Source organism: Arthrobacter sp. Leaf234, assembly GCF_001422665.1.
GTDB lineage: Bacteria > Actinomycetota > Actinomycetes > Actinomycetales > Micrococcaceae > Arthrobacter_D.
The window spans coordinates 621,753-646,138 of record NZ_LMLU01000005.1; the positions used below are offsets into that span (position 1 = coordinate 621,753).

19 protein-coding genes and 2 tRNA genes are annotated in these 24,386 nt (G+C 69.9%); 15 read left to right on the plus strand and 6 right to left on the minus strand.

Going from position 1 to position 24,386, the window contains the following annotated elements; all coding sequences use genetic code 11:
- Window positions 1–339 precede the first annotated feature (339 nt).
- From ASF21_RS10595 to metG, 6 genes are all read left to right on the plus strand, one after another.
- Window positions 340–2,220 carry an acetolactate synthase large subunit gene (locus ASF21_RS10595; protein WP_055770513.1) on the plus strand — a complete coding sequence of 627 codons (1,881 nt, stop codon included), beginning with the start codon at window positions 340–342 and terminating at the stop codon, window positions 2,218–2,220.
- Between the two features lie 2 nt (window positions 2,221–2,222).
- Window positions 2,223–2,735 (plus strand): acetolactate synthase small subunit, encoded by a 513-nt coding sequence (ilvN, locus tag ASF21_RS10600; RefSeq protein ID WP_055770516.1) that lies wholly within the window; start codon window positions 2,223–2,225, stop codon window positions 2,733–2,735.
- Between the two features lie 69 nt (window positions 2,736–2,804).
- Window positions 2,805–3,830, plus strand: coding sequence for a ketol-acid reductoisomerase (gene ilvC / locus ASF21_RS10605; protein ID WP_055770519.1), 1,026 nt, complete (start codon window positions 2,805–2,807; stop codon window positions 3,828–3,830).
- Window positions 3,831–3,938: 108 nt separating this feature from the next.
- On the plus strand, window positions 3,939–5,531 hold the full coding sequence (serA, locus tag ASF21_RS10610) for a phosphoglycerate dehydrogenase (protein ID WP_414826623.1): 1,593 nt from the start codon (window positions 3,939–3,941) through the stop codon (window positions 5,529–5,531).
- A 59-nt stretch (window positions 5,532–5,590) separates the two neighbouring features.
- Window positions 5,591–6,520, plus strand: a complete 930-nt coding sequence (locus tag ASF21_RS10615; protein ID WP_055770525.1) for an acetamidase/formamidase family protein — start codon at window positions 5,591–5,593, stop codon at window positions 6,518–6,520.
- 46 nt (window positions 6,521–6,566) lie between these two features.
- Complete coding sequence (metG, locus tag ASF21_RS10620) at window positions 6,567–8,141, plus strand: methionine--tRNA ligase (RefSeq protein ID WP_055770528.1); 1,575 nt, start codon at window positions 6,567–6,569, stop codon at window positions 8,139–8,141.
- A gap of 20 nt (window positions 8,142–8,161) precedes the next feature.
- Here metG and ASF21_RS10625 read toward each other — a convergent pair whose 3' ends face one another.
- The 4 genes from ASF21_RS10625 to ASF21_RS10640 form a co-directional block, all read right to left on the minus strand.
- The gene (locus ASF21_RS10625; protein WP_055770531.1) at window positions 8,162–8,698 is read right to left on the minus strand and encodes a hypothetical protein; all 537 of its coding nucleotides are present in this window, start codon (window positions 8,696–8,698) and stop codon (window positions 8,162–8,164) included.
- 31 nt (window positions 8,699–8,729) lie between these two features.
- A complete protein-coding gene (locus tag ASF21_RS10630) occupies window positions 8,730–10,616 on the minus strand; it encodes an ATP-binding protein (protein ID WP_055770533.1) in 1,887 nt (628 codons plus the stop codon).
- Between the two features lie 176 nt (window positions 10,617–10,792).
- Entirely contained in the window at window positions 10,793–11,539 is a 747-nt protein-coding gene (locus ASF21_RS10635) for a response regulator (protein ID WP_200914807.1), read from the minus strand.
- A gap of 35 nt (window positions 11,540–11,574) precedes the next feature.
- Window positions 11,575–12,780 carry a sensor histidine kinase gene (locus ASF21_RS10640; protein ID WP_055770536.1) on the minus strand — a complete coding sequence of 402 codons (1,206 nt, stop codon included), beginning with the start codon at window positions 12,778–12,780 and terminating at the stop codon, window positions 11,575–11,577.
- A gap of 110 nt (window positions 12,781–12,890) precedes the next feature.
- Here ASF21_RS10640 and ASF21_RS10645 point away from each other — a divergent pair, with 110 nt between their 5' ends.
- Together ASF21_RS10645 and ASF21_RS10650 are read left to right on the plus strand one after the other, a co-directional pair.
- Complete coding sequence (locus ASF21_RS10645; RefSeq protein WP_055770538.1) at window positions 12,891–13,943, plus strand: 3-isopropylmalate dehydrogenase; 1,053 nt, start codon at window positions 12,891–12,893, stop codon at window positions 13,941–13,943.
- Window positions 13,944–14,038: 95 nt separating this feature from the next.
- Window positions 14,039–15,145 carry a branched-chain amino acid aminotransferase gene (locus tag ASF21_RS10650; protein WP_055770541.1) on the plus strand — a complete coding sequence of 369 codons (1,107 nt, stop codon included), beginning with the start codon at window positions 14,039–14,041 and terminating at the stop codon, window positions 15,143–15,145.
- A gap of 57 nt (window positions 15,146–15,202) precedes the next feature.
- Here the strand turns inward: ASF21_RS10650 and ASF21_RS10655 are convergent, their stop codons facing one another.
- On the minus strand, window positions 15,203–16,777 hold the full coding sequence (locus ASF21_RS10655; protein WP_055770544.1) for a putative bifunctional diguanylate cyclase/phosphodiesterase: 1,575 nt from the start codon (window positions 16,775–16,777) through the stop codon (window positions 15,203–15,205).
- A 524-nt stretch (window positions 16,778–17,301) separates the two neighbouring features.
- Complete coding sequence (locus ASF21_RS10660) at window positions 17,302–18,309, minus strand: hypothetical protein (protein WP_055770547.1); 1,008 nt, start codon at window positions 18,307–18,309, stop codon at window positions 17,302–17,304.
- A 239-nt stretch (window positions 18,310–18,548) separates the two neighbouring features.
- On the opposite strand from ASF21_RS10660, the gene ASF21_RS16860 reads away from it, so the two are divergent.
- The 7 genes from ASF21_RS16860 to ASF21_RS10690 all read left to right on the plus strand — a co-directional run bounded on the left by ASF21_RS16860 (window position 18,549) and on the right by ASF21_RS10690 (window position 24,301).
- On the plus strand, window positions 18,549–18,689 hold the full coding sequence (locus ASF21_RS16860) for a hypothetical protein (protein WP_157365851.1): 141 nt from the start codon (window positions 18,549–18,551) through the stop codon (window positions 18,687–18,689).
- Window positions 18,690–18,928: 239 nt separating this feature from the next.
- Window positions 18,929–19,702 (plus strand): fumarylacetoacetate hydrolase family protein, encoded by a 774-nt coding sequence (locus ASF21_RS10665; protein ID WP_055770550.1) that lies wholly within the window; start codon window positions 18,929–18,931, stop codon window positions 19,700–19,702.
- Window positions 19,703–19,776: 74 nt separating this feature from the next.
- Complete coding sequence (gene gltX / locus ASF21_RS10670; RefSeq protein WP_055770554.1) at window positions 19,777–21,291, plus strand: glutamate--tRNA ligase; 1,515 nt, start codon at window positions 19,777–19,779, stop codon at window positions 21,289–21,291.
- Complete coding sequence (locus ASF21_RS10675) at window positions 21,291–22,061, plus strand: HAD family hydrolase (RefSeq protein ID WP_055770557.1); 771 nt, start codon at window positions 21,291–21,293, stop codon at window positions 22,059–22,061. Before gltX ends, ASF21_RS10675 begins: the two co-directional genes overlap by 1 nt.
- A gap of 69 nt (window positions 22,062–22,130) precedes the next feature.
- Window positions 22,131–22,202 (plus strand) — tRNA-Gln (locus ASF21_RS10680).
- A 67-nt stretch (window positions 22,203–22,269) separates the two neighbouring features.
- Window positions 22,270–22,342 (plus strand) — tRNA-Glu (locus tag ASF21_RS10685).
- Window positions 22,343–22,504: 162 nt separating this feature from the next.
- Window positions 22,505–24,301, plus strand: a complete 1,797-nt coding sequence (locus ASF21_RS10690) for a dynamin family protein (protein ID WP_055770560.1) — start codon at window positions 22,505–22,507, stop codon at window positions 24,299–24,301.
- Window positions 24,302–24,386 lie beyond the last annotated feature (85 nt).

A 24,386-nucleotide genomic window follows, 5' to 3' on the forward strand; every position in this document is an offset into this window, starting at 1 on the left:
GCCGGCCACGCGGGGAACCGCGTGGCCGGCACCCCTGGTTAATGTCCACTAACTGGACATGGTGTCCATCATGTGAGACAGCAGGGGGTGCGGTTGACACCCTTTCGAGGGGGCGTGGAAACTACAGGTATGCAGCTCGAACCCGTAGTCGTCGTCCTTACACAGCGCGTGGCCTGAAGCCCGTCCACCCGACGACTGCAGTCACGCGCAACCCCTCGCAGAGCCCGACCAGGCTGAGGGGTTTTTTTGTTGACACGACCTGTCGACGAAGAAGCCCGCGGATGTCCATCCGCAGTCACAGCTGCAGCAGTGCAGCGAACGTTCCGAAGGAAGTCTGAGATGTCCAAGGGATCGCCCATCAGCCCCGCGCTGTTGGCAGCAAGGCCAGCACCTCCCGCAGCACCTGCGCGCGAGACCGTGCCCGTCGTCCAGGCGAGCGCCGTCCGCGGACCCAATGCCGTCGTCGCGCCCACCCGCATGCTCGGGTCGGCCGCGATCGTGCGGTCCCTCGAGGAACTCGGCGTCGACGACGTCTTCGGCCTTCCCGGCGGAGCCATCCTCCCGACCTACGATCCCCTCATGGCGTCGACCAAGCTCCGCCACGTCCTGGTGCGCCACGAGCAGGGTGCCGGCCACGCCGCGCAGGGCTACGCCATGGTCACCGGTCGTCCCGGCGTCTGCATCGTGACGTCCGGCCCGGGCGCCACGAACCTCGTGACCGCCATCGCCGATGCCCACATGGACTCCGTGCCCATGGTGGCCATCACCGGGCAGGTCTCGAGCGCCTTCATCGGCTCGGACGCCTTCCAGGAGGCGGACATCGTCGGCATCACCATGCCGATCACCAAGCACTCCTACCTCGTCACCGATGCGCAGGACATTCCGCGCGTCCTGGCCGAGGCCTTCCACATCGCGACGACGGGCCGCCCCGGGCCCGTGCTGGTGGACATCGCCAAGGACGCCCAGCAGGCCACGATGACCTTCTCCTGGCCGCCCCGGGTGGACATCCCCGGATACCGGCCCGTGCTGCGCGGACACGCCAAGCAGGTCCGCGAGGCGGCCCGCCTCATCAGCGGATCCCAGCGCCCCGTCTTCTACGTGGGCGGTGGCGTGGTCAAGGGCCACGCCTCGTTGGAACTGAAGGAACTCGCCGAACTCGTGGGCGCCCCCGTCGTCACCACCCTCATGGCCCGCGGCGTCTTCCCCGACTCCCACGAGCAGCACGTGGGCATGCCGGGGATGCACGGCTCCGTCTCCGCGGTGACCGCCCTGCAGCAGGCGGACCTGCTCATCACGCTCGGCGCCCGCTTCGACGATCGCGTGACGGGCGTGCTCTCGAGCTTCGCCCCGAACGCCAAGGTCATCCACGCGGACATCGATCCCGCGGAGATCTCGAAGAACCGTGCAGCGGACGTGCCGATCGTCGGGTCCGTGAAGGAGATCATCCCCGAACTCACCGCCGCCGTGCGGGAGAGCTTCGCGACGCAGGAACGCCCGGACATCTCCGCCTGGTGGAAGACGATCAACCACCTGCGCGACACCTACCCCGTGGGCTTCAGCCAGCCGGAGGACGGCCTCTCGGCGCCCCAGCAGGTCATCAAGCGGATCGGCGAGCTGACCGGTCCCGAGGGCGTCTTCGTCTCGGGTGTCGGCCAGCACCAGATGTGGGCGGCGCAGTTCATCCAGTACGAGCGCCCGCACGCCTGGCTGAACTCGGGTGGGCTCGGCACCATGGGCTACTCCGTGCCCGCGGCGATGGGCGCGAAGGTCGGCAACCCGGACCGGGTGGTCTGGGCGATCGACGGCGACGGCTGCTTCCAGATGACCAACCAGGAACTCGCGACCTGCGTCATCAACAACATCCCCATCAAGGTCGCCGTCATCAACAACTCCTCGCTCGGGATGGTGCGGCAGTGGCAGACGCTCTTCTACGAGGGCCGCTACTCCAACACCGATCTCAACACGGGCCACGACACCGTGCGCGTGCCCGACTTCGTGAAGCTCGCCGACGCCTACGGCTGCGTGGGCCTGCGCTGCGAGCGCGACGAGGACATCGACGCCACGATCGAGCAGGCCCTGGCGATCAACGACCGCCCCGTCGTGATCGACTTCGTGGTCAGCCGAGACTCGATGGTCTGGCCCATGGTCCCGTCCGGCGTCAGCAACGACCTCATCCAGATCGCCCGCAACATGACCCCGACCTGGGAGCAGGAGGACTGACCATGGCACGGCACACACTCTCCGTCCTCGTCGAGGACGTCCCCGGCGTCCTGACCCGCGTCGCCAGCCTCTTCGCCCGGCGCGCCTTCAACATCAACTCGCTCGCGGTGGGACCGACCGAGGTCGCGGGGATGTCCCGCATCACGGTCGTCGTCGAAGCCGAGGGAGACCTCCTCGAGCAGGTCACGAAGCAGCTCAACAAGCTCATCAACGTGATCAAGATCGTGGAACTGACCACCGAGCTGTCGGTCCAGCGCGACCACATCCTGATCAAGGTCAGGGCCGACGCCGCGACCCGACTGCAGGTGACGCAGGCCGCGGATCTCTTCCGTGCATCCGTCGTCGACGTGGCGACGGACTCGCTCATCATCGAGGCGACCGGCACACCGGAGAAGCTCTCGGCGCTCCTGTCCGTGCTCGAGCCGTTCGGCATCCGCGAGATCGTGCAGTCCGGCACGCTCGCGATCGGCCGCGGCGCCAAGTCGATGAGCGACCGAGCCCTGCGCAGCGCCTGACCGCGCCTCCGGCACGCCGGAGGCGCCCCCCTTCCTGTACCACTCCACCCCTATCAAGGAGAACCACCCGTGACCGAGCTGTTCTATGACGACGATGCAGACCTTTCGATCATCCAGGGCCGCACCGTGGCCGTCATCGGCTACGGCAGCCAGGGCCACGCCCACGCCCTCAGCCTCCGTGACTCCGGCGTCGACGTGCGCGTCGGACTGAAGGAGGGCTCGGCGTCGCGCGCCAAGGCAGAGGCCGAGGGACTGCGCGTCCTCTCCGTCGCAGACGCCACCGCGGAGGCGGACCTCATCATGGTCCTGACCCCGGACCAGGTGCAGCGGCACGTGTACAAGGACGACATCGCGCCGAACCTGCAGGCCGGTGACGCCCTGTTCTTCGGGCACGGCTTCAACATCCGCTACGGCTACATCCAGCCGCCGGCCGACGTCGACGTCGCCCTCGTGGCGCCCAAGGGCCCGGGGCACATCGTGCGCCGCGAGTTCGAGGCCGGCCGCGGCGTGCCGGACCTGATCGCCGTCGAGCAGGACGCCTCGGGCAAGGCCCGCGACCTCGCCCTGTCCTACGCGAAGGCGATCGGCGGCACCCGGGCGGGCGTCATCGAGACCACCTTCACCGAGGAGACCGAGACCGACCTGTTCGGCGAGCAGGCCGTGCTCTGCGGCGGCGCCTCCCAGCTGATCCAGTACGGCTTCGAAACCCTCACCGAGGCCGGCTACAAGCCCGAGGTCGCCTACTTCGAGGTGCTCCACGAGCTCAAGCTGATCGTCGACCTCATGGTCGAGGGCGGGATCGCGAAGCAGCGCTGGAGCGTGTCCGACACCGCCGAGTACGGGGACTACGTCTCCGGCCCGCGCGTCATCACGCCGGAGGTCAAGGAGAACATGAAGGCCGTCCTCGCCGACATCCAGAACGGGGCCTTCGCGCAGCGCTTCATCGACGACCAGGACGCCGGAGCGCCGGAATTCACGGAACTCCGGAAGAAGGGCGAGGACCACCCGATCGAGAGCACGGGCCGCGAGCTCCGCAAGCTCTTCTCGTGGATCAAGACGAACGACGACTACACCGAGGGTTCCGTCGCGCGCTAGCGCACCCCCCTCCCCGGCAGGGCACGTGCTCGACGCTCAGTGACGAGCAGGTGCCCTGCCGGACCCATGTCCGGCCCGCCCGATCCACCTGCCACCCGAAGGAACACCGTGACCAGCAAGCCAGTCGTCCTCCTCGCCGAGGAACTCTCACCCGCCACCGTCGAGGCGCTCGGTCCCGACTTCGAGATCCGCACCACGGACGGCGCCGACCGCGGCCTGCTCCTGGCCGCACTGGCGGACGTCGACGCCGTGCTGGTGCGTTCGGCGACGCAGCTGGACGCGGAGGCCATCGCCGCGGCACCGAGGCTCAAGGTGATCGCGCGTGCGGGAGTGGGCCTGGACAACGTCGACATCAAGGCCGCGACGCAGGCCGGCGTGATGGTCGTCAACGCTCCGACCTCCAACATCATCTCCGCCGCGGAACTGACGGTCGGGCACATCCTCAGCCTCGCCAGGAACATCCCCCAGGCGAGCGCAGCCCTGAAGGCCGGGGAGTGGAAGCGCTCGAAGTACTCCGGCTCGGAGCTCTACGAGAAGAACATCGGCATCATCGGCCTCGGCCGTATCGGCGCCCTGGTCGCGGCACGCCTCCAGGGCTTCGGCACGCAGATCCTCGCCTACGACCCCTACGTGACCTCGGCGCGCGCGGCGCAGCTCAACGTCCGGCTCGTGACCCTCGACGAGCTGCTCCGCGAAGCGGACTTCGTCACCATCCACATGCCGAAGACCCCGGAGACGGTGGGCATGCTCGGCGCCGAGGCGTTCGCCCTCATGAAGGACACCGCCTACGTGGTGAACGTCGCGCGCGGCGGGCTCGTCGACGAGGCCGCGCTGCACACGGCCCTCGAGCAGGGCCAGATCGCCGGCGCCGGGGTCGACGTCTTCGTCCAGGAACCCAGCACCGACCTGCCCTTCTTCGCCCACGACAGCGTCGTGGTGACCCCGCACCTCGGCGCCTCGACCGACGAGGCCCAGGAGAAGGCCGGCATCTCGGTCGCCAAGTCCGTCCGGCTGGCCCTCGCCGGCGAGCTCGTCCCCGATGCCGTCAACGTGGCCGGCGGCGTCATCGACCCCGCGGTCCGCCCCGGAATCCCGCTGATGGAGAAGCTGGGGCGCATCTTCACCGCGCTCACGCACGACTCCCTCACGCAGATCGACATCGAGGTGGCCGGCGAGATCGCGTCGCTGGACGTGAAGGCGCTCGAGCTGGCCGCGCTGAAGGGCGTGTTCACCGACGTCGTCTCGGAACAGGTCTCCTACGTGAACGCCCCTGTCCTCGCGGAGCAGCGCGGCATCACCTCGCGGCTCATCACCACTCCGGAGTCCGAGGAGTACCGGAACGTGCTCCGCCTGCGCGGGGCGCTCTCGGACGGCTCGCAGATCTCCGTCGCGGGAACCCTCACCGGACCCAAGCAGGTCGAGAAGCTGGTGGGCGTCAACGGCTACGAACTCGAGATCCCCATCAGCGACCACCTCCTGGTCCTGCTCTACACCGACCGGCCGGGCGTGATCGGCACGCTCGGACGCCTCCTCGGCGAGCGTGGCATCAACATCGCCGGCATGCAGGTGGCACGCAACAAGGAGGGCGGCCAGGCCCTGTCCCTCCTCACGGTGGACAGCTCGGTCCCGCAGGACGTCCTCGACGCGATCCGCGCGGAGATCGGCGCCACGGTCGCGCGGGAGGTCGACCTGCAGGACTGACCCGCGAGGAGCCGCCATCACCAGCCCGGACGGGCGCGACACCCGAGCGAAGGACGCCGATGACCACGCACCACCTGCCCGCCGAGGAATCGACCGCGACCCAGGTCCTCTCCCGGGACACCCCGCCCGTGCTGCGGATGGCTCCGGGGGACCGGGTGGTCGTCAGTTCCCTCGACGCCTGGGGACACCTCGAACGGCAGGAGACGCCGGGGGCGGTGACGCCCTACCGCTTCCCGGATCGCCGGGGGCATGCGCTCACCGGTCCCATCGAGGTCGCAGGTACGGAGCCCGGCGACGTGCTGGCGCTCCGGTTCGAGCGGTTGGAGACGGCCGACTGGGGCTGGACGGCGGCAGGCCGGCGGGACGATGCCTTCGCCCAGAGCCTCGGCCTGGCGGGTACCGACCCCGCCTGGCTCCTGTGGGACCTGGACCGCGACGCCGGGACGGGGACCAACCAGTACGGCCAGTCGGTGCAGCTGGCGCCCTTCCTCGGCGTCGTGGGCCTGCCGCCCGCGGAGCACGGCGAGCACTCCACCACGCCGCCGCGTGCCGCCGGGGGCGGGAACATCGACTGCCGCGAACTCACGGCAGGAGCGACGCTCTTCCTGCCCGTGACGGTTCCCGGGGCGCTCCTGCACGTGGGCGACGGCCACGCTGCGCAGGGCGACGGCGAGGTGGGCGGCACCGCGATCGAGTGCGGCATGACGACGACGCTCACGGTGGACGTCCTCCGTGACGCTCCGGTGGCGGGCATCCACGCGATCACCCCGACCTCCCGCATCACCTTCGGCTTCGACGCCGATCTGAACCGGGCGACGGCGGAAGCCCTCGGTGCCATGCTGACGTGGCTGCAGCGATTGTACGGACTGGAACGGAAGACCGCCCTCGCCCTGGCGAGTTCCGTCGTCGACCTCCGTGTCACGCAGATCGCGAACCGGACGTGGGGCGTGCACGCGGTGCTGGGGATGGACGCCGTCCGTACGCCGTGACGCCCGCGCTTGGGTAAATGCGCACCGGGCGGGGTAATTTCGTAGGGTGACTCCCGCAGCCGGCGCAAAGCCCCCGTTCTACATCACCACCGCCATCTCCTATCCGAACGGCGTCCCGCACATCGGACACGCCTACGAGACGATCGCCGTCGACGCGATGGCGCGCTTCAAGCGGCTCGACGGGTACGACGTCATGTACCTGACGGGGACGGACGAGCACGGCCTGAAGATGCAGCAGGCGGCCGACCGCGAGGGCATCCCCGTGCGTGACCTGGCCACCCGCAACGCGCTGGCCTTCCAGGCGATGAACGACGTCGTCGGGACGTCCTACGACCGCTTCATCCGTACCACCGACGAGGACCACTACGCCGCCGCGACCGAGATCTGGAAGCGCATGGAGGCCAACGGGGACATCTACCTCGACACCTACGCGGGCTGGTACTCGGTGCGCGACGAGGCGTACTGGGGCGAGGACGAGACCGAGGTGCGTGACGACGGCGTCAGGTACGCGACCCAGACCGACACCGAGGTCACCTGGACCGAGGAAGAGAGCTACTTCTTCCGCCTCTCCGCCTACCAGCAGAAGCTCCTGGACCACTACGCGTCACAGCCGGACTTCGGCGCTCCCCAATCCCGCTTCAACGAGGTCATCTCGTTCGTGCGCCGGGGGCTCGAGGACCTGTCCATCAGCCGCACCACCTTCGACTGGGGTGTGCCCGTCCCGGGGAATGACCGCCATGTCATGTACGTCTGGGTCGATGCCCTCACCAACTACCTGACCGGTGTTGGTTTTCCCGACACCGGGTCGGAGGCCTTCACGCGATTCTGGCCCGCCGACGTGCACGTGATCGGGAAGGACATCTCGCGTTTCCACGCGATCTACTGGCCGGCCTTCCTCATGTCCGCGGGCCTCGAGCTGCCCAGGCGTGTGATGATCCACGGCTTCCTGCACAACCGCGGCGTGAAGATGTCGAAGTCGCTCGGCAACACCGTGGCTCCCGCGGACTGGGTGGAGCAGTACGGCCTGGACCAGGTGCGCTTCTTCCTGCTGCGCGAGGTGCCGTTCGGGGCGGACGGCTCGTACAGCCACGAGGCCGTGGTCGGCCGCATGAACTCCGACCTGGCGAACAACTTCGGCAACCTGGCCCAGCGCTCGCTCTCCATGGTGGCCAAGAACTGCGGCGGAGCCGTGCCGGAACCGGGGGAGTACGCCGCGGCCGACACGGCGATCCTCGACCAGGCGCACGCCCTGCTCGACGCGAGCCGCGCCGCCTACGACCGACAGGAGTTCTCCAGGGCCCTCGAGGGGATCTGGACCGTCCTCGGCGACACGAACGCCTACTTCGCGGACCAGCAGCCCTGGGTGCTCCGGAAGACCGACCCGGAGCGCATGAACACGGTGCTGCACGTGACCCTGGAGGTGCTGCGGGTCGTCGCGATCCTCGCGCAGCCCGTCATGCCCACGAGCGCGGGGGAGATCCTCACGGCGCTCGGGCAGGGGACCGCGGCGGACGACGACCTCCGCCTCTTCGCGGCCCTCCACCAGCGGATCCAGCCCGGCACCGCCCTGCCGGCGCCCTCGCCCGTCTTCCCGAAGTACGAGGAGCCCGCGGGGGAGTAGGACGGCCCCGCACGCTCGGTTCAGCGGAGGAAGCGGTCCGGCGCCGTGGCGGTCATGATGCCTGCCACGGTCTCCTGCTGACGCCTGGACGAGTCCAGCAGCTGGTGCAGGACCGGCCGGTCGACGACGGGCCCGCCCGGACGGCCCTCGGAGTCGGGGCAGACCGCCAGGAGGGTCGACCACAGGGCTTCCTTGCCCTTGAGCAGCGACTGCAGGGCTTCGAGTTCGAGCTGCGCGCCGGCGGTGTCCTTCCGACGCGCCGGATTCAGGGGATCCATGCGGGCGATCGCCGAGAGCATCCGGGCGAGCGTCATCTTGACCGCGCCCGGACGGTGACCGAGCCCCTTGATCAGCCGCTTCAGGAACGCGCGTTCCTCGCTGATCTCCCGCCGCAGCCGCGCGAAGTCCTCGGCGTGCGGGGAGCCGGCCCAGGCCGTCTCCGCCGCGCCGAAGAGTCTGACCCCGTTGGTGGCGCCGACCAGGTGGAGGTCGAGATAGGGCAGGAGGGTCTCCAGGTCCAGCTGGCGGACCGGTGAGCGGTTCGCTGCGGCGGTCATGAGCGTTCCTTCCGGGCTGTATTCCGGCTCATCAGCCTACGGCAGCGTGGCTCAGGAGGGGTAGCGTGACGACGACCGACGTGCCGACGCCGAGCTGGGACTCGATCGTGATACTCCCGTGGTGGTCCTCGAGCGTCCTCTTCGCGAGGCTGAGTCCCACTCCCGCCCCCGGGAGGGCCTGGGTGGCGTTCGATGCCCGGTGGAACGAGTCGAAGAGGCGCGGGAGATCGTGGGCGGGGATGCCGATCCCCGTGTCCTGGACGGTCACGACGGCGCGCCCGTGATCCCGCTCGTCGAGCAGGCGCACGATGACGCTGCCCTCTTCCTGTGTGAACTTCAGGGCGTTGGACAGCACGACCGTGAGCGCTTCGGACAGCTGGTCGCGGTTCCCGGGTACCGTCACCGAGGTCTCGGGAAGGACGCATTCCAGCGTGACGCCGCCGTTCGCCGCCTCCAGCACGAGACGGCTCGTCAGTTCCGAGACCAGGTGCACGATGTCGACCGGACCGTGCTCCGACGCGTCCGCCTCGCGCGCGTTGAGCGCCGAGATGTTCTCGATGAGATGGCTCAGGCGGGTGGTGTTCCGTTCGACGGCCTGCAGCATCGTCTGGGCCTCGGTCGGCAACTCCCCTCCGACACCGTCGATGATCATCTCCAGGTAGCCGGCGATCGAGGCGAGCGGCGTCCGGAGCTCGTGGTTGACGGTGCCCACGAAATCGCTCTTCGCCTGGTTGAGGGCGCGGAGCTTCCGGACGGCCTCCTGCTGGCGGCTGATGAGCTGCGCCTGGATAAGCCCGTGTGCCAGGTTGCCGAGGACGTGCTGGGTGAGGGCGGCCTCGACGCCGGTCCACACGAGCGGGGTCTCCGCCCGGACCACCCAGAGCAGGCCGAACGGGGTGTCACCCTCGCCGAGGGCTGCGACGACACCGTGGAGCGTCCGGTCGGCCGTCCAGGCGGCGGGAAGTCCCGGTGCGGTGTGCTCGCGCGAACCCCGCAGCAGCCAGTCGGGCGCCGGGATGTCCCCGGGGCGGGGTGTCGCCGCAGGACCGGCACTGAACGACGCGGCCGCCGTGTCCTCCCACAGACCCAGGGCGAGGGCGAAGGCGGACTCCTGGTCGGACCGCCGGGGGCCGGCGACGTCGGCCGCCCTGCCCGCCCCGGCGTGCCCGTCGTGCCCGTCGTGCGTGGCGGGCGCACCGTGCGCACCGTGCGCACCGTCCGTGTCGTCGGTGCTCCCGGTGCTCCCGGTGCTCCCGGTGCTCCCGGTGCTCGCGGTGCTCTGCGTGCTTGCTGGACTCCCCGTGCCGGGGCCCCGGTTCCACGTGCTGCTCCGTGCGGCCACGCGGTCGTCGTCGAACATCTGGAGCGTCACGCGGTCCGCGCCGAGCGACCGGCCGAGGTGGGGCAGGAACTGGTCCACCATGGCGACGGGGTCATTGGTCGACCGGATGCGCGCCGAGATCCTGCGCATGTCCTCCCGAAGACGCGCGGACGAGGCGCGCTGCGCCTGGTGGCGGCGGCGGCGCGCCATGGCCGACCGCGACCGGTGCAGGACCTCCTCGGCGGCCACGGGCCGGAAGACGACGTCGGAGACATAGGGGGCGAGGCCGTCCGGGAGCTGGGCCACGCCGCCGTCGGGCAGCAGCAGGATCACCGGGAGCCCGGCGAGCTGGGGATGCCGGTCGACGACGTCGGACAGGGCGTCCGCGTAGTCGAGTGCGATGTCGAGATCGACCAGCAGGAGGTCCGGGCGGTGCGTGAGGACGTCGTCGAGGAGGGATGCGGCCGTGGTCACCGTCCTGGCGCGGAGGCCGCCCGCGTCGAGCACCCCGCGCAACCGGTCGCAGTCCTCCGCGGACGACGACGCGACGACGGCCAGGGTGGCGTCGCGATTCCCCTGTGCTTCGTCCTGCGCCACGATGTCCTTTCCGGCGTCCGCTGCAATCCCCCCAATATAGGCGGCGCACGGGGGTGCCGGGAGATCGGCCGGTCGACCCGCTGAAGGGGACCGGCGCAGCACGAGGAGTGGATCGCGCCGCCGCCGCAGCAGAACGCGCCTCCGTCACGCGCGTGCGGCGGCACCAGGGTGCGCCGTCAGGGACGGACGATGCCCGTCTCGTAGGCCATGACGACGGCCTGCACGCGGTCGCGTGCCTCGAGCTTCGCGAGGATGTGCCCCACATGGGTCTTGACGGTCGCCTCGGAGAGGAACAGCCGGGCCGCGATCTCCGGATTCGAGAGTCCCTGGGCGATCAGCTCGAAGACCTCGCGCTCGCGCGAGGTGAGGCGTGCCACGGCGGCGGCGTGGGCGGATTGTTCGGGGGAGGGCTGGCGCAACAGCGGTGCCACGTGGTCGAGCAGGCGCCGGGTGGTCGAGGGCGCGATCACGGCGTCGCCGCGGTGCACGGTGCGGATGGCTTCGAGGAGCTCCTCGGGCGGCGCGTCCTTCAGGAGGAACCCGCTGGCTCCGGCGTGGATCGCGGACAGCGCGTACTCGTCGAGGTCGAAGGTCGTCAGCACGACGATGCGCGGCCCGGCATCCCGACCGTGTCCGTCCGGCGTCATCCCGGCATGTGCCGTAAGGATGCGGCGCGTCGCCTCGATGCCGTCCATGCCGGGCATCCGGACGTCCATCATGACGACGTCGGCCCTCGTGGCCGCGAGCGCGCGCACGGCCTCCTCGCCGTTGGCGGCCTCGCTGACCACGGTCAGGTCCGGCTGCGAGTTGATGAGCATCGCGAAACCGCTGCGGACCAGGTGCTGGTCGTCGACGATCACGATGCGGATCGGCGCGGGAGCCTCCGCGTCCGCCGGTGCGTGCCTGCGGTCCGTGCTGTCCATGCCGGTACTCCTCGGGTCCAGGGGTGAAGGACGATCTATGCCTGTGTGTAGGGGATGAAGGCCTCGACGCGGTAGCCGCCTCCGATGCGCGGAGCGGCCACGACCGTCCCGTCGTAGAGGCGCACGCGCTCCGTCATCCCGGTGATGCCCTGACCCGCTCCTGCCGTACCGGGGTCCGGTGCGGCACCGCGTCCGTCGTCGTCGACGGTGACGGTCAGGCCCCTCGGCCCGTACTCGAGCGCGACCTCCGTGCTGGTGTCCGCCCCGGCATGCTTCAGCACATTCGTCAGGGCCTCCTGCACCACGCGGTAGGCCGTCAGCTCGGCGCCCAGGGGGAGTTCCCGGCGGGGCGTGCCGATCCGGCGGCAGGAGACGCGGACGCCCGCGCGGCGGACCGACTGGATGAGCGCATCGATGTCGTTCAGGGTGGGCAGGGGACGGGTGGAGGCGCTCTCGTCGCCCCGCAGCACTCCGAGCAGGCGCCTCATCTCCCGGAGGGAGCCGCGGCCCGTGTCGGCGATGGTGCCGAGCGTCTGCACCGCGAGTTCCGGTGCGTGCGCGCTCGCGTAGCGGGCACCGTCGGCCTGCGTGATGATCACGGACAGCGAATGCGCCACGATGTCGTGCATCTCGCGGGCGATGTGCGTCCGTTCGTCCGCCGCGGCGAGATCGCGCTCCTGCTGGCGCTCCACCTCCAGCCTCCGCGTCCTGTCCTCGAGCGCCTGGAAGGTGAGGCGGCGTGACCGTGCGAGGTCGCCGCTCGTCCATGCCAGGAGCACGAGCGACTCGACGAAGAACAGCAGGATGAGGAACAGGGGGACGGTGGTGAGCACCGAACTCCCGCCGCTCACTCCGAGGAGATCCCCGAACCGTACGAGTCCGACGGCGCACCCGGCGACCGCGACGCCCAGCCCGGCGAGGCTCGACCACCGCGGGCCGTGGGCCGCGAGCGTGTAGAGCGTGATCAGGATGACGAACTGTGCCGGCACGGGCTCGGTCCCCGTGAGGAGCTGGAGCACGGAGACACCGGCGACGACCGCCGCCGAGGGAACCACGAACGCGCGGCGCCAGGCCAGCGGGACCACCAGGGCTGCGGACACGACGACGATCCCGCCGTATCCCTCGACGCCCCCGGCCGCGAAGGGGAGCACCAGGCCCACGAAGATGGCCAGGGCCAGGCCCGCATCGATCCTCCCCGGGTGCAAGCGAACCCAACGCGCGAGCCTCAGGTGGATGTCCATGGTGACCAACTCTAGGTGGGCGTCCCCTGCCGCACATCCGACCACGGGTGGAGCCGTCTCATCCTGCGGACGGATTGTGACGCTCCCCGGTGCCTTCCTACGCTGGAGCCATGACTGATGCCCCGCGCCGTATCGACCTCGCCGTGATCCCCGGCGACGGGATCGGACCCGAAGTGACCGCCGAGGCCGTGAAGGTGCTGCGCGCCGTGACGGGTGACGACGTCGATCTCGCACTCACCGAGTACTCGCTCGGCGCGGAGCACTGGCTCGCGACGGGGGAGACCCTCCCCGACAGCACGCTCGAGCGGCTCCGGACGCACGACGCCATCCTCTTCGGCGCGGTCGGGGCGGCTCCCGGTGACACCCGTATCCCCTCGGGACTCATCGAGCGCGAGTTCCTGCTGAAGCTCCGCTTCTCGCTCGACCACTTCGTCAATCTCCGGCCCTCCCGCCTGTACCCGGGTGTGCCGAGTCCGCTGGCCGATCCCGGGACCATCGATTTCGTCGTCGTCCGTGAGGGTACCGAGGGTCCCTACACCGGCAACGGGGGGACACTGCGGGGCGGGACGCCGCAGGAGGTCGCCACCGAGGTGTCGCTCAACACCGCCCACGGGGTCGAGCGGGTGGTACGGGACGCCTTCGCCCGCGCGTCCGTCCGCCGCAGGAAGCTCACCCTCGTCCACAAGCACAACGTGCTCGTCTACGCGGGCCACCTGTGGAAGCGCACCGTCGAGGCCGTGGCCGCGGAGTTCCCCGAGGTGACCCACGACTACCTCCACGTGGACGCGGCGATGATCTTCCTCGTCACCGATCCCGCGCGCTTCGACGTGATCGTCACGGACAACCTGTTCGGCGACATCGTCACGGACCTCGCCGCCGCGGTGTCCGGGGGTATCGGGCTGGCGGCCTCCGCGAACCTGAACATGGACCGGACCGCGCCCTCGATGTTCGAGCCGGTCCACGGGTCGGCGCCCGACATCGCCGGGCGCCAGGTCGCCGATCCCACGGCGGCGATCCTCTCGGCCGCCCTGCTGCTCCGGCATCTCGGCCTGGATGCACTCGCGGCAACGGTCGAGGCGGCCGTCGAGGCGGACATCGCCGCCCGCACCGGCGCCCGCAGCACGGCCGCCGTCGGCGATGCCATTGCCGCTGCCGTGTCCTAAGGTGGTTAGACATCATTAACCCAGTGCCGGAGCACTGACCACCGACGGGCGACGGCGGCCCTGCCGCGAGCAGCCCGCGTGAGCGCGGAGGAACCATGACAGCCACCGATACCCAGTTCGCCCAGCACCTGTCCACGCAGCGTGTCCCCGCGGAGGAGCGGGCGGCGATCCTGGCCGATCCCGGCTTCGGGAACTTCTTCACCGACCACACGGCGATCGTCGACTTCCGCACCGACGGGTCCGGTGCGGGCGGCTGGCACGACGCGCGGCTCGAGCCGTACGGTCCGATCGCCCTGGATCCCGCCGCGGCCGTGCTGCACTACGGCCAGGAGATCTTCGAGGGCATGAAGGCCTACCGCCACGCGGACGGCTCCATCTGGACCTTCCGTGCGGACGCCAACGCCGCACGGCTCAACCGGTCCGCCGTCCGCCTGGCCCTGCCGCAGCTCCCCGAGGAGCTCTTCCTGGAGTCGCTGCGCCAGCTCGTCGGTGCCGACCAGGAGTGGATCCCCTCCGGCGACGGCGAGAGCCTCTACCTGCGTCCCTTCATGATCGCCACCGAGGCGTTCCTCGGCGTGCGGCCCGCCCGCGAGGTCTCCTACCGGGTCATCGCGTCCCCGGCCGGCAACTACTTCGGCGGCGAGGTGAAGCCCGTGGACATCTGGGTCTCCCGCAACTATGCGCGGGCAGGACGCGGCGGTACGGGTGCGGCGAAGGCGGGTGGAAACTACGCCTCCTCGCTCGCGGCGCAGCTCGAGGCCGAGGCCCACGGCTGCAAGCAGGTGCTCTTCCTCGACCAGTTCAACGACAACGCCGTCGAGGAACTGGGCGGGATGAATGTCTTCTTCGTCTACCGGGACGGCTCCATGGTGACCCCGGCACTCTCCGGCACCATCCTCGAGGGCGTCACCCGGTCCTCGGTGATCCAGCTCGGGCGCGACCGCGGGGCCGAGGTCACCGAGCGGACCATCACGCTGGACGAGTGGCGTACGGGTGTGGAGAGCGGCGAGATCACGGAGGTCTTCGCGTGCGGCACGGCCGCGGTCATCACGCCGATCGGTCGCCTGCGCGACGGCGACGACTTCATCGGGGCCGAGAACGCACAGGCGGGCGAGGTGACCATGGCCATCCGGAGCCAGCTCCTCGGCATCCAGACCGGCGCCGTCGAGGACACCCACGGCTGGCTGACCCGCCTGGTCTGAGGCCCGTTCCGCCCGTCCGCCCCTCTGTCAGGGAGGGGCGGACGCGGGCCCGCTGCGTCAGCGCGCGGGCGTGCTCCCCGCGCCCTCGACGCCTTCGCCGAGGCGGAGGTAGTGGGTCGAGGCGAGCAGCGTCCCGGCCTCGTCCGCGGGGAGGGGCCGGCTGAAGTAGTAGCCCTGGCCGCTGGCACAGCCCATGGCCCGCAGCTGGTCCGCCTGTTCCCGCGTCTCGATGCCCTCGAACACGGCCTCGAGCCCGGCCGCACGGATGAGCTGCAGGATCGCGGCGACGAAATCCAGCTGACCCGCCCTGGTGTTCAGTTCGACGAGCAGGGAGCGATCCACCTTGACCATGCTGACCGGTAACTCACGCAGGTAGCTGATGGACGAGTAGCCCGTGCCGAAATCGTCGATCTCGATGCCGACGCCGAGCTGCTGGAGGCTCAGCAGCGAGTACATCTCCACCTCACCGCGCGTGACGATCGCCGTCTCGGTGATCTCGACGACCAGGTTGCGCGCCGGCAGGTGCAGTTCGCGGAGCAGGGTGCGGATGTGGTCCACGAGGTCCAGCTGCTTGAGTTCGACGGCGGACAGATTGACCCGCAGCTGGAAGTCCGGGTCGAGGTCGAAGTCCTCGCGCCACCGGGCGAGCTGCCGCAGGGACGCCGACATGACCCAGCGGTCGAGATCGTGGATGACCCCGATCTCCTCGGCGAGGGGGATGAACGTGTCGGGCGGGATGAGCCCGCGCAGCGGATGCTGCCAGCGCACGAGGACCTCGACGCCGAGGATGCGGTTCGTCGCGAGTTCGACGACGGGCTGGTAGTGGAGCACGAGCTCGTCGGCGCTGATCGCCCCGCGCAGCTCCGTCGCCATCTGGCTGCGCAGCTGCCGGGAGTAGAGCATGACGGGCTCGAACACCTTGATGATGCTCCTGCCCTCCCGCTTCGCGGCGTACATGGCGGTATCGGCGTCCAGGAGGAGTTCCTCGGCGGTCTGGCCGGCCGTCCCGAGCCGCACCCCGATGCTGGCGCGGGAGTGGACGTAGAGGGAGTCGAGCCGGATCTGCTCCCCGAGCACTGCGAGCGCCCTGCGGGCCACCTGCATGGCGATGTCCATGGTGGCCGCGGGCAGCAGGACGGCGAACTCGTCGCCACCGAGCCTGGCCACCAGGTCGCTCTCGCGCACCACGCCGTTGAGCCGCGTGGCGACCTCCTGGAGCACGCGGTCGCCGGCGTCGTGGCCGAAGCGGTCGTTGACGTTCTTGAAGCTGTCGAGGTCCAGCAGGAGGAGGGCCGGAGGGGGCGCGCCGTTCGCCGCCTGGCCGAGCGCTTCCTCGATGGCGTCCATGAGGGCCACCCGGTTGGCCAGACCCGTCAGGGCGTCCGACATGGCCATCTTCATCATGTCGAGATGTGCCTGGCGCAGCATCGCGGTGCGGCTCTCCACGCGCTTCTCGAACTGCTCGTACACCTGCTCGAGCTCCTCGGCGAGGAGATTCACCCCGGTGATGACGGCGTCGACCTCGTCACGTGCGTGCGAGGGTTCGATCCGGCTGCTGAGTTCGCCCCGCGAGAGCCGGACGATGCTCTCGACCAGCATGGCGAGCCGGGGGTCCTTGTGGTCGGCGTTCATCGGGACCAGCGTACATTCCGGGGGGCCGGGAACGGCTCGGCCGGACGACGGCGCCCTGACGGCGGATTCGCGGTCGTCCCGGCGGTCCGTGGGGCTCGGGTGCGGAGCGATGAAGCCTGTGGCATGGCGCCCTACCCCCGAAGTTGTCGCCGTCGAACGGATCACGGATCCGCGTGGAATCACGCTGCGGCGCCGCACCGCCCGGAGCGGTGGTCGGCGACCGGCATCGGCGGCCCGGAGAGGACGGCCGACGGAGAAACCCTAGCACCGGGGAGGGACATCTCCGGTAGGCCCGGGTATCGGCAGCGAGGGGGCGCGTCCCTGCCGGGGGACGGTGCTTCCGGTCCGCCGTCCGACAGCCACGTCCGCACACGCAGGAGCCCCGGCCGGGGTGGGAGTAATGGGGGAAAACGCCCAGCCCGACCAGGGCCTGAGAAGAACTGTACGGCACGGCCAGCAGGATGAGCCACCGAGGACGCCCGCGATCGGTCCTTGACGTCCGCGGGCACGGTGGGAGCGTCCGCTCAGCCCAGGGCGGCGTCCATGCCCTGGAGCAGACCGCGGGCGGTCGCCGCGCGGTCTGCGGCACCGGACTGCAGGAACAGCCCCTCGCTGACTTCGAGGTTCCCGATCGCTTCGGCTCTCGCGCCGGTGGCCAGGAAGGCCTGCCCCATGAGGAGATGGGCCTGGGCGGCGATGTGGAAGGCCAGAAGATCCTTGTGATCGACGATCGCCGTCAGCCGGTCGATCGCCAGATCTGATTGCCCGGTCAGGACGAGCCACTGGGCACGACTCAGGCTCAACTCGAGCCGGTCACGTTCGGTGCCGCCGACGATCGACCCCGCCATCTCCGCCCGTTCGATGCACTCGAGCGTCTCGGGTCCGGTCAGGCCCGCATCCATCCTGAACTGTGCGGACCCGAGGTTGAAGCGTGCCCACAGGGCCAGATCATTGCTGGGGGAGAGGTCCCGGGCAGCGAGCTGGTGGTAGGACACGGCCTCGCTGATGTGGCGCTGGAGGAAGGCGACGTTCCCGATCGCCCAGTACCCCAGCCCGGTCGTCTGACTGCTCGGCTCTGCGGACAGCAGGTCGGCCAGGCGCTGGCACTCCTGCCATGCCTCCTCCAGCTTGTCACTGTCGGCGAGGGCGGCGATGAGCGCGTTCTGGGCCTCGATCTCGATGGCGCGGCCGTCGGGCGCCGCCCGCGCGAGCTCGACCGCGCGGGTTGCTGCCTCGACCGCTGATCCGAGGTTGCCGCTGCCCTGCAGGGCGAAGGATTTCAGGGTGGCGACCTTGGCGCTCAGGGCCTGGGACCCGACCGTCAGGGGATGGCTCTCGAGGCCCTCGGCGATCTCGGTGGAATCCTGCATCAGGCCCTGTTTCCTCAAGGCCTCGGCGATGAGGAATGTGGCATTCCACCAACTCGTCTCGTCGCCGATCGTCCGTGCAAGGGCCGCTGCATGGCCTGCGAGACTTTGGGCGGTTGCATAATCGCGCTGGTTCCAGGCCTCCCGCGCCTGGAGTTCGATCATGAGCTGTTCACTCCGGCCGTCCTGCAACGCCACGATTGACCCCCGCCGTCGATTTCTTCCACCTGTGACCACCATATTGGTTCCTTTTCGTCGCCAAATCATCGAAACCAAGGAAAAGGGCAGTTTTGACGCAAGAACTGTTACCAAAGTGACTGGAGTGGCTTACGATGTTTTCATAGCAGGCTGTGGTACCGCAGGCACCTGCTTCAACCACTGTTATCCCCCGAAGGATGTCCACTATGAAGCGCCTCGTTTCCGCCCTCATGCTCTCCGTGTTCCTCGTCTCCGGCACCGCGGCGGTCGCCACGGCCGCCCCCGCCAAGTCGGGTGCCGTTGCCCCCGTCTCGTCGACCGATCGCGTCAACTACTGGCCCTACTGAGCGCACTCGCTCTTTCCCCTGATCCTCATCGGACAGCGGAGCGAGTCTGCAGAGTAGACCTGATACCGCGGGCACCCTCTTGTGGGGAGGGAGTGCCCGCGGTATCGCCTTTTAACGCCCGGTCGACGACGCGCGCAGGGTGTCGTCGACCGGGCGCACACATCGTGGATGAACCGTGGAGCACGCTCGGCGGTACCCGCCGCACGGCCCGTGGCGATGGCTCAGGCTAGGCTGGCGGCATGCGAATTGCACGTTTTGTCGTCGACGACGATCCCATGTTCGGTGTGGTGGACGGTTCCGCCGGCAACGAGGAGGTCGCCGTCATCCAGGGCGACCCCTTCTACAGCGGCGTCCAGCTCACGGGTGCCCGCCATGCGCTCGAGGACGTCCGGCTGCTGGCACCGGTGATCCCGCGGAGCAAGGTCGTGGGCATCGGACGGAACTACGCCGACCACATCCAGGAGATGGGGAGCGAGACACCGGCCGCGCCGCTGATGTTCCTCAAGCCGAACACCTCCGTGATCGGCCCCGGCGATCCCATCATGCTGCCGTCGTTCTCGGACCAGATCTCCTACGAGGCCGAGCTCGCGGTCGTCATCGGCCGGATCTGCAAGGACGTCCCGCTCGAACGCGTCGACGACGTCGTCTTCGGCTACACCTGCGCGAACGACCTGACGGCGCGCGACGTGCAGAAGACGGACGACCAGTGGGCCCGGGCCAAGGGCTTCGACACCTCGTGCCCCATCGGTCCCTGGATCGAGACGGAGCTCGATCCCGAGAACCTCACCGTGCGCGGCACCCTCGACGGCGACCTCCGCCAGGACGGTTCCACGAGCGACATGATCTGGGGGGCACGCGAGCTCGTGGCCTACGTCTCCCAGGCCTTCACCCTCCTGCCCGGTGACATCATCCTCACCGGAACCCCCGCCGGCGTCGGCATGATCACGGACGGCCAGAGGTTCGACGTCGACATCGAGGGCATCGGCCGGCTGTCCAACCCGGCGCGCCGCTGACGGGCCGCGTCGTCGCGCCCAACCGGCCCGACGACGCATCCGCGACGGGAGGTCCCGCCTAGACTGGGACCATCATGACTACTGCCGCAGACCTCCCCACCGTCACCGATGCCACGCCCGTCAGGGTCCGATTCTGCCCGTCGCCGACGGGGACGCCCCACGTGGGTCTCATTCGGACGGCCCTCTTCAACTGGGCCTACGCGCGGCACACGGGCGGCACGCTCGTCTTCCGCATCGAGGACACCGACGCTGCGCGCGACAGCGAGGAGAGCTACCAGCAGCTGCTGGAGGCGATGACCTGGCTCGGCATCGACTGGGACGAGGGCGTCGAGGTCGGCGGTCCGAACGGACCCTACCGCCAGTCGCAGCGCGGCGAGCTCTACCGCGACGTCATCGAGCGGCTGACCGCAGCAGGGCATCTCTACGAATCCTTCTCCACCCCGGAGGAGGTCGAGGCGCGCCACCGCGCCGCCGGCCGAGACGTGAAGCTCGGGTACGACAACCACGACCGCGACCTCACCGAGGAGCAGAAGGACGGATTCCGTGCGGCCGGCCGTCCTGCTGTCCTCAGACTCCGCATGCCGGACGAGGACATCACCTTCACCGACCTCGTGCGCGGGGAGATCACCTTCCGTGCCGGCAGCGTCCCGGACTTCGCCGTCGTCCGCGCCAACGGCGCGCCCCTCTACACGCTGGTCAATCCCGTGGATGACGCCCTCATGGGCATCACCCATGTCCTGCGCGGCGAGGACCTGCTCTCCTCGACCCCACGCCAGGTCGCCCTGTACCGTGCCCTGATCGACGTCGGGGTGGCGCAGTACATGCCGCTGTTCGGACATCTTCCCTATGTCATGGGCCAGGGCAACAAGAAGCTCTCCAAGCGCGATCCCGAGTCGAACCTGTTCCTGCACCGAGAGCGCGGCTTCATCCGCGAAGGGCTGCTCAACTACCTCTCGCTGCTCGGCTGGAGCCTGTCCGCCGACGAGGACATCTTCTCCGTGGAGCAGCTCGTCGAGAAGTTCGACGTACGCGACGTCCTCGCCAACCCGGCCCGCTTCGACCTGAAGAAGGCCGAGGCCATCAACGGGACGCACGTCCGCCTGCTCGATCCCGCCGAGTTCCGGAGCCGCCTCCTGCCGTATCTGGCAGCGGCCGGCGTCATCGGTGCCGAACCGACGGATCAGGAGCTGAGGATCATCGCGGCCGCCGCGCCACTGATCCAGGAACGCATCACGCTGCTCGGTGAGGCACCCGAGATGCTCGCCTTCCTCTTCAAGGCCGACGACGCGATCGACATCGCCGACGATGCGCGGAAGGGGCTGCCGGAGAACCTGGGCGAGGTGCTCGGCGCGACGCTGGAGGCGCTCGAGGGGTGCGCCGAGTGGCAGGCGGAGCCAATGCAGGCAGCGTTGCGGACCGCCCTCGTCGACTCCCTCGGGCTGAAGCCGAGGGTCGCGTTCGGTCCGGTGCGCACCGCGATCTCGGGGCGCAGGATCTCGCCGCCGCTGTTCGAATCGATGGTGATCCTCGGACGCGAGTCCTCGATCGCCCGCGTGCGCGCCCTGCAGGCGACGGTCCAGCAGGCGTGATGACGTCCGCTCCCCGCGGCGGGCAGGGCCCTGGGCCTGCGCCGGTGCACGGCGTCCTCTTCGACATCGACGACACGCTGGTCGATCTCGAGCGGGCCATGGGGCAGACCCTGCAGGCCATCCCCGATCCGGCGCTCGACCACCTCGGCGACGACGACTGGGTCCGCTACAAGGCCCTGTACACCACGGACCCGCAGCGCCACTACGACCGCTTCCTCGCCGGCGAGCTGACGTTCGAGGAGCAGCGCGTGCACCGCGTGCGCCATGCCCGGGCCGGGTTCACGCCCGAGCCCTTCCTCGGGCGGATGGCCGACGCGTGGGTGCGGGCGTACGAGCAGACGCTCCCGCTGCACTTCAGGCCGTACGACGACGTGGCGCCCCTCCTCGACGCCCTGGACGCCAGGGTCATCCCCTACGGTGCCGTGAGCAACAACGTGCACGGCTACCAGCGGGCGAAGCTGGACCGCGCGGGGCTCGAACGGATCCGGGTCCTCGTCGGCATCGACACGGTCGGCGTCGCGAAGCCGGATCCGGCGATCTACCTCGAAGGCGCGCGCCTGCTGGGCACGGATCCCGCACGGACGCTGTACGTGGGCGACAATCGGCTCATCGACGCCGTCGGCGCTCAGCACGCCGGGCTGCGCGGGATCTGGCTGGACCGATCGGGGACCGGTACGGGAGTCGCCGATGCGCCCGACGGACCCGACCTCCCCGTGCCGTGGATCAGCGGGCTGGCGTCCGTTTTGCAGTTCCTGCCCTCCGTCCGGTAAAGTTATATCTCGGCGCGGAGCGGTTACGCGAGCGAAACCCGGCAGGTTCAGGGCTTCGAGAAGTGCCATTGGGGTATGGTGTAATTGGCAACACACTGGTTTCTGGTACCAACATTCTAGGTTCGAGTCCTGGTACCCCAGCGCACTCCGGCCCTCGCGGGCAGGATGGCACAAGCAGTCAGAAGTTCGAGTAAGATGGAAAAGTACTGGCCCCATCGTATAGCGGCCTAGTACGCTGCCCTCTCACGGCGGTAACGCGGGTTCGAATCCCGCTGGGGTCACAGCAGTCCTCACGGACATCACGGAAGGTCCCGGACATCACCACGATGCCCGGGACGTTCTGCTTTAACCACAACCGCGCGCCGGGGGAGACAGCGGGCGGATGTCCGATGGCCGCGCGCCCTGCTCCAGCCGGCCCCGGGGGCGGCTGGCATGATGGGTCCATGAGCGCACCCTCTCCCGCCGGCGACGCCCGCGGGCTCCCAGCCCTCCTCCGGGAGGTCCGTGGAGCACTGGAGGAGCTCACCTTCCCCCTGGACCTGCCGACCTCGGTCGGGGCGCGATCCTCCGCCGCCGCCGCTCGTGCCCAGCTGAACGACTACATCCTGCCTCGGCTCGCCAGCCTCGATGCACCCCTGGTCGCCGTGGTGGGGGGATCGACCGGTGCGGGGAAGTCCACGCTGGTGAACGCGCTCGTGGGCCGACCGGTCTCCGTCACGGGCGCCGTCCGGCCGACCACGCGGCAGCCACTGCTCCTCCACCATCCCGACGACGGCGCGTGGTTCGACGACGCGCGGATCCTGCCGACCCTGAGCCGGGTACGCCTGGCCGCCGACGAGGGCCTGCAGGAAGGAAGCCCGGCCATCGATCCGGGCCGCGCACAGCTCCACCGGGCCACGGGGGCGGACACCCTGCTCCTGCGGCCCATGCCCGGCCTCCCCGCAGGACTCGCGCTGCTCGACGCCCCCGACGTCGATTCCATCGCCGATGAGAACCGCCGGCTCGCGGGGCAGCTCCTCGCCGCAGCGGACCTGTGGATCTTCGTCACGACGGCGAACCGCTATGCGGATGCCGTGCCGTGGAAGCTGCTGGCGGAGGCGGGACGGAGGGACGTGCTCGTGGCCGTCGTGCTCGACCGCGTACCGAGCGGTGTGGAGGAGGAGATCCGCGGTGACCTCCTCACCCTGCTCGCGGCAGAGAACCTCGGTCATGCCCCCATCTTCGTCGTGCCCGAGGTGCGGCTCGACGCGACACGGATGCTCCCGCCGGAGACGGTGGAGCCGATCTCCCGCTGGCTGCAGGCCCTGGCCGCCGACGCGGAGGGCCGCCGCGACATCGCCCGAAGGACCGTCGGGGGAGCCATGCGCGCCCTCGCCGGACGGATCGATGCCATCGCGGACGCGGTCCTGCAGGAACAGGCGGTGGGGGACTCCCTCCGGGCGTCGCTGGATGCCGCGTACCGCGATGCGCTCGCCGACGTCCTCGCTGCGACCGAGGACGGCAGGCTGCTCCGCGGGGAGGTCCTGGCCCGCTGGCAGGACTTCGTCGGGACCGGTGAGTTCATGCGTGGCCTGGAGACGAGGATCGGCCGCGCACGGGACCGTGTGACGGCCTTCTTCACCGGCAGGCCCGCGCCCGCCTCGACGGTCGCCGAGGCGATCGGCAGCGGTCTGCAGACCGTCATCACGGAGCAGGCGGCCCGGGCGGACGAGGCCACGCGACGGCGGTGGCGCTCGGACCAGGCCGGTGCCACACTGCTGCGGGATGTCCCTCCGTGGCGTGCGGACGACGTCGGCGTGCAGGTGGCGCGCGAGATCCGCGCCTGGCAGCAGGACCTCCTCCGCCTGGTCCAGGCGGAGGGCGCGGACAAGCGCTTCACGGCGAGGATGCTCTCCTTCGGCGTCAACGGGATCGCCGTCGCCCTCATGGTGGTGGTCTTCGCCTCGACCGGTGGATTGACCGGCGGTGAGCTCGGGATCGCGGGCGCCTCGGCCATCGCCGGACAGAAGCTGCTCGAGGCCGTCTTCGGCGACGACGCCGTCCGGCGCCTCACGGCGACGGCGCGCACGAACCTCGCCGCCCGTGTCGAGGGACTGTTCCGCGAGGAGCGCGCTCCCTTCGAGGCGTCGCTGGCGCCCCTGACGCACCAGACCCCGGCGGAATCCCTCCGGGTGCTCACGCGCAGGCTGCGCACGGCGTTGCCCGCAGGGCAGTACCCGTCGGCGGAGGGTGAGGCGTGAGCCGGCACGGAAATACCGCGGTGGAGGCGCCGCTCGCCACGACGCTCACCGTCGTCCTGGACCACCTGCAGGACGCGTACGAGCT